Below are 4,413 nucleotides of genomic sequence, written 5' to 3' on the forward strand. Positions count from 1 at the left end.
GAGCTGCAATTACTCCTCGCCCTCTGGACCGGTGCCTGCCCCACCTGCCACCGCGACATACCCACACCGATACGAACCTGACCAAGCCCTACTAGCTACGGCGCGTCCGGCTCGCTGTGCGCGCCGGATGATGTGCCCGGGCACTCCGAGCGTGGGCAGCAGGTCGGGCATGCGGGGCAGGACTGCGGCCAGGGCCAGGGTGATGAGGACGGGGAAGGTGACGAGGCGCAGGCTGCGCAGGGCCAGTTCGATCGAGTCGATGCCGATGGCGAAGGTCTCGAGGTGGAAGTAGGTGTAGTAGGAGTTGCTGTGGACGAAGCCGGCGTACAGCATCAGCGCCACGATGAACGAGCCTGCTCCGAGGGCCGAGTTGGCAAGTTCCGTAGGGTTGCCGTCCTGGTCCGGCGGTGACGGCTGAGAATTCCGCCGTCGCCGGTGTGCGGGCCGCCTCGACATGCGGAGGTCAGGAGCGGGGTCGGTCAGCCGCGTTGTCCTCCGGCGTACTCGGAGATGGTGCCTTCGAGCGGAACGGCGCGGTGAGCGACCGGGCCTGTCCGGCGGGTCGGGTGTGCTCATCGGCCGCTTCAGAGCTCTTCGGGCACGGACGGCGCCGAGGAGATCCCAGTTGGAGGTGAGGAGCAGGTCGCGGGCGGTGTGGGGAGCGGGGTGCACGACGGTGACGGCGGAGGCGTAGCGGACCCGGTGGGGACCGGCGGCTGAGGCTTGTTGGGTCCTGTGTCCGTCGGCGGCTTTGACACCGGAGAGATGCTGGGGTCCCCACCGGTCGCCGTCTGCTCAACCGAGGCTTCAGAGGACGCCTCGATTGAGGGAGGGGTATCGATGGGTGGCGGCCCCTGGCTTCCGCATCCCGCGGTAGCCAGGACCAGTGCGACTGCCGCAAGAACAACCCCGCTCTGGACAACGACCCGCTGTTGGATCGGCATCGATCCCCCCGCCGCGCCCTGGACGGCCATCGCGGCATTCCCAACAGAGTCCCACCGGCAGTCGGCACTGCCTAGGCCTTCAGTCGTGGTGCTGCTCCAGGAGCGCGGGTCATGGGCCCAGTGAAGCGCTCCGGGATCGGTGGAGGCTCTATGCATTGGAGCCACCGGCGCGTTTGACTGGGTGGATCTGATTTCTCTGAAAGGGGCGGGGATGCTGCCAGAGGCGATGACAGCGCTGGCCGCGGCGGGCGGCACTGCAGTAGTGCAGGCCGCAGGGACGGACGTGTGGACGGGGTTCCGCCAGCGGCTGGCCCGTTGGTTCGGCCGCGGAAGCAGTCAGCGGGAAAGTACCGAACTGGAACGGCTCGACCAGACCGCAGCGGCCTTGGAGGCCGCGGGCGCAGAGCAGGCGGAACGGGTACGAGTCCGCCAGGAAGCATCCTGGGAGACTTGGTTCACCGCGCTGTTGGAAAGCCTGGATGACGGTGAGCGGGATAAGGCGGCCGAAGAACTTCGCTCCCTGCTCGCCGAGCACGCCCACGCCGTGGGCGGGACGTCCGCTGAGACTGGCGGCCTTGCCGCGGGCAGGGACATCAACATCAAGGCCAACCGCAATTCGATCGCCGCCGGCACGCTCTCCGGAGGAGCCAGCATCGGCCACCCTCAGACGCCGGATCCGTCCCAGGGCTGAACGGACCGGCTACCCCAAGCCCATCAGCGCCCCCCGAAGACACCGGTACGCCGACGACCGTCACGGTCCACGCCAACCACCACAGCGTGGCGATCGGCATAGCCGACCAGGTCAACTACCATGCCGCGCCCTGGGAGCCCGCCGCCTGGCCGCACCAAGTCGGTGTGATCCCGTCCCGGGCGCAGTCCTTCCAGCACCGCGCCGAGGCAGAGCGGCTACGCACGGTGGTCGATGGCGGCGGCGCTGCGGTGCTGGGTCAGGTCCTGGCCGGCATGGGCGGGGTGGGCAAGACCCAGCTCGCCGCCGACTACGCTCGCACCGCCTGGCAAGACGGCAACCTGGATGTATTGGTCTGGGTCACCGCGAGTACCCGCTCGGCGGTGGTGACCGGATACGCCCAGGCCAGCGTCGAACTGTGCCGGGCCGATCCCGACGATTCCGAGCAGGCAGCGCGGACCTTTCTGGCCTGGCTGACCCCGAAGGCCGGGGCAAGACCGTGCCGGTGGCTGATCGTCCTGGACGACGTCGCCGACCACGACGACCTGCGCGGCCTGTGGCCGCCTGCCAGCCGGTACGGCCGGACACTGGTCACCACCCGCCGCCGCGATGCCGCCCTGACCGGAGAAGGCCGCCGCCGGATCGAGGTCGGCCTGTTCACCGAGGCCGAAGCCGTCGCCCACCTCACCACGTCCCTGGCCGCCCACGGCCTCCACGAGCCCGCAGACCAGCTCACCGCCCTCGCCTCCGACCTCGGCCACCTGCCCTTGGCCCTTTCCCAGGCCGCCGCCTACCTCATCGACTCCGGCGAGGACGTGGCCGCCTACCGGTCTCTGCTGGCCGACCGTGCCACCACACTCGCCGACACCACGCCTGACCAGCTCCCCGACGAACAGGCCCTCCCCCTCGCTGCCGCCTGGTCCCTGTCCATCGACCGCGCCAACACCCTCCGACCCGCCGGCCTGGCCCGCCCCATGCTCCACCTTGCAGCCCTGCTCGACCCCAACGGCATCCCCCAGACCGTCCTGACCAGCCAGCCCGCCCTCTCCCACCTCGCCCAGCACCGCAACCGAACTTGTCAGGACCCCGCCGGGGAGCCAGAACCGGTTTCCCCCCGGGACGCGGTGCACGCTCTGCGCGCCCTGCACCGGCTCAGCCTCATCGATCACACCCCCGCCACCCCCCATCAGGCCGTCCGTGTCCACCAGCTCATCCAACGCGCTACCCGTGACACTCTCAGCCCCGACCAACAAGACATCCTCGCCCACACCGCCGCCGACGTCCTGACCGCAGCCTGGCCCGAAGTGGAACGCGACTCTTCCCTCGCCCAGACCCTCCGCACCAACGTCGCTGCCCTCACGCGCGAGGCCGAAGACTCCATGTACCGGCCGAGGGCCCACGCCGTGCTCTTCCGCACCGGACAAAGTCTCGGCGAGAGCGGCCAGGTCACCGCTGCAGTCAGCTACAGCCAACGCCTCGCAGACACCGCCTGCCAGCGCCTCGGCCCGACCCACCCCGACACCCTGGCTGCCCGGAACAACCTCGCCTATTGGCTGGGCGAGGCAGGGGACGCGGCTGGCGCCGCCACCGCACTCGAACAAGTGCTGCGGGAGTACGTGCGGGTACTTGGTCCGGACCACCGCGACACCTTGACCGCCCGGAACAACCTCGCTCTGTGGCGTGGTGGAACCGGGAGCATCGACGACGCGGTCACCGCCTTCGCTGAATTGCTGCCCGATCGGGAGCGAGTACAGGGCTCAGACCACCCCGACACTCTGATCGCCAAGCTCAACCACGCCCAGTCGCAGGGGGAGGCGGGGGACGTGGCCTGCGCGGTCGCTGGCCTCACCGATCTGCTGAAAGACATGCTTCGCGTACTGGGCCCCGACGACCCTTACACGCTGGCCACCAGGTACAACCTCGCCCTGTGGTCGGGGGAAGTGGGGGACCCGGCTGACGCAGTCACCGCCCTCACCGATGTGCTCAATGACATGCTTCGCGTACTGGGCCCCGACCACCCTCACACGCTGGCCACCAGGCACAACCTTGCCCGGTGGAAGGGGAAGTCCGGGCATCCGACCGACGCGGTCACCGCCTTCGAAGAATTGTGGCCTGATCGGGAGCGGGTACTGGGACCGAACCACCCCGACACCCTGACCACACGGGACAGCCTCGCCGGCTGGCGGGGGGAAGCGGGGGACCCGGCTGGCGCGGTCACCGCCCTCACCGAGCTACTGGAACACGTCCTACAGGTACTGGGCCCCGACCACCCCCGCACGCTGTCCACCCGGAACAACCTCGCCTTCTGGCAAGGAAAGGCCGGGGACGCGGCCGGTGCCGCCACCGCCTTTGCCGAGCTACTGGAAGACCTGTTGCGTGTACTGGGGCCCAACGATCCCCGCACCCTCGCCACCCGGCACAACCTCGCCTGGTGGCGAGGCAGGGCAGGGGACGCTGCTGTTGATCTATCGACCGATTGATGAGCAAGATCGGCAAGCGGGGGATCGCGACCGGATCGACGCCGGATCATGCCCATAAATCGGTGTCAGAAAGTCGATGTGCTCAAGAACTTGAGCAGCACCCTTTTCTGTACGATCTGGCGGGTGCAGCCACCCCAGGACGACGACACCGCCGATCTCCTCGCCCCCGTTCCGGCCGTACGGACCGGCGGCCTCGTGGGATACGCCGGTAGAAGGAGATCAGCGCGGCGAGCCGGGACTCCAGCGTCGTGTCCTGCGGGACGGTCCCATCAGCGGTCGGGAGAAGTGCTGCGGACCGGCC

Annotated in this window: 3 protein-coding genes; 2 read left to right on the forward strand and 1 reads right to left on the reverse strand. The window is 69.1% G+C overall.

Features of this window, described 5'->3' with window-relative positions; all coding sequences use genetic code 11:
• Positions 1 to 9: 9 nt before the first annotated feature.
• Positions 10 to 342 (reverse strand): hypothetical protein, encoded by a 333-nt coding sequence (locus ACZ4WS_RS47745; RefSeq protein ID WP_467990498.1) that lies wholly within the window; start codon positions 340 to 342, stop codon positions 10 to 12.
• A gap of 783 nt (positions 343 to 1,125) precedes the next feature.
• On the opposite strand from ACZ4WS_RS47745, the gene ACZ4WS_RS47750 reads away from it, so the two are divergent.
• A complete protein-coding gene (locus tag ACZ4WS_RS47750; protein ID WP_467990500.1) occupies positions 1,126 to 1,635 on the forward strand; it encodes a hypothetical protein in 510 nt (169 codons plus the stop codon).
• 86 nt (positions 1,636 to 1,721) lie between these two features.
• Positions 1,722 to 4,112 carry a tetratricopeptide repeat protein gene (locus ACZ4WS_RS47755; protein ID WP_467990502.1) on the forward strand — a complete coding sequence of 797 codons (2,391 nt, stop codon included), beginning with the start codon at positions 1,722 to 1,724 and terminating at the stop codon, positions 4,110 to 4,112.
• Positions 4,113 to 4,413: the final 301 nt, after the last annotated feature.

This window comes from Streptomyces sp. NPDC029292, from assembly GCF_055569295.1.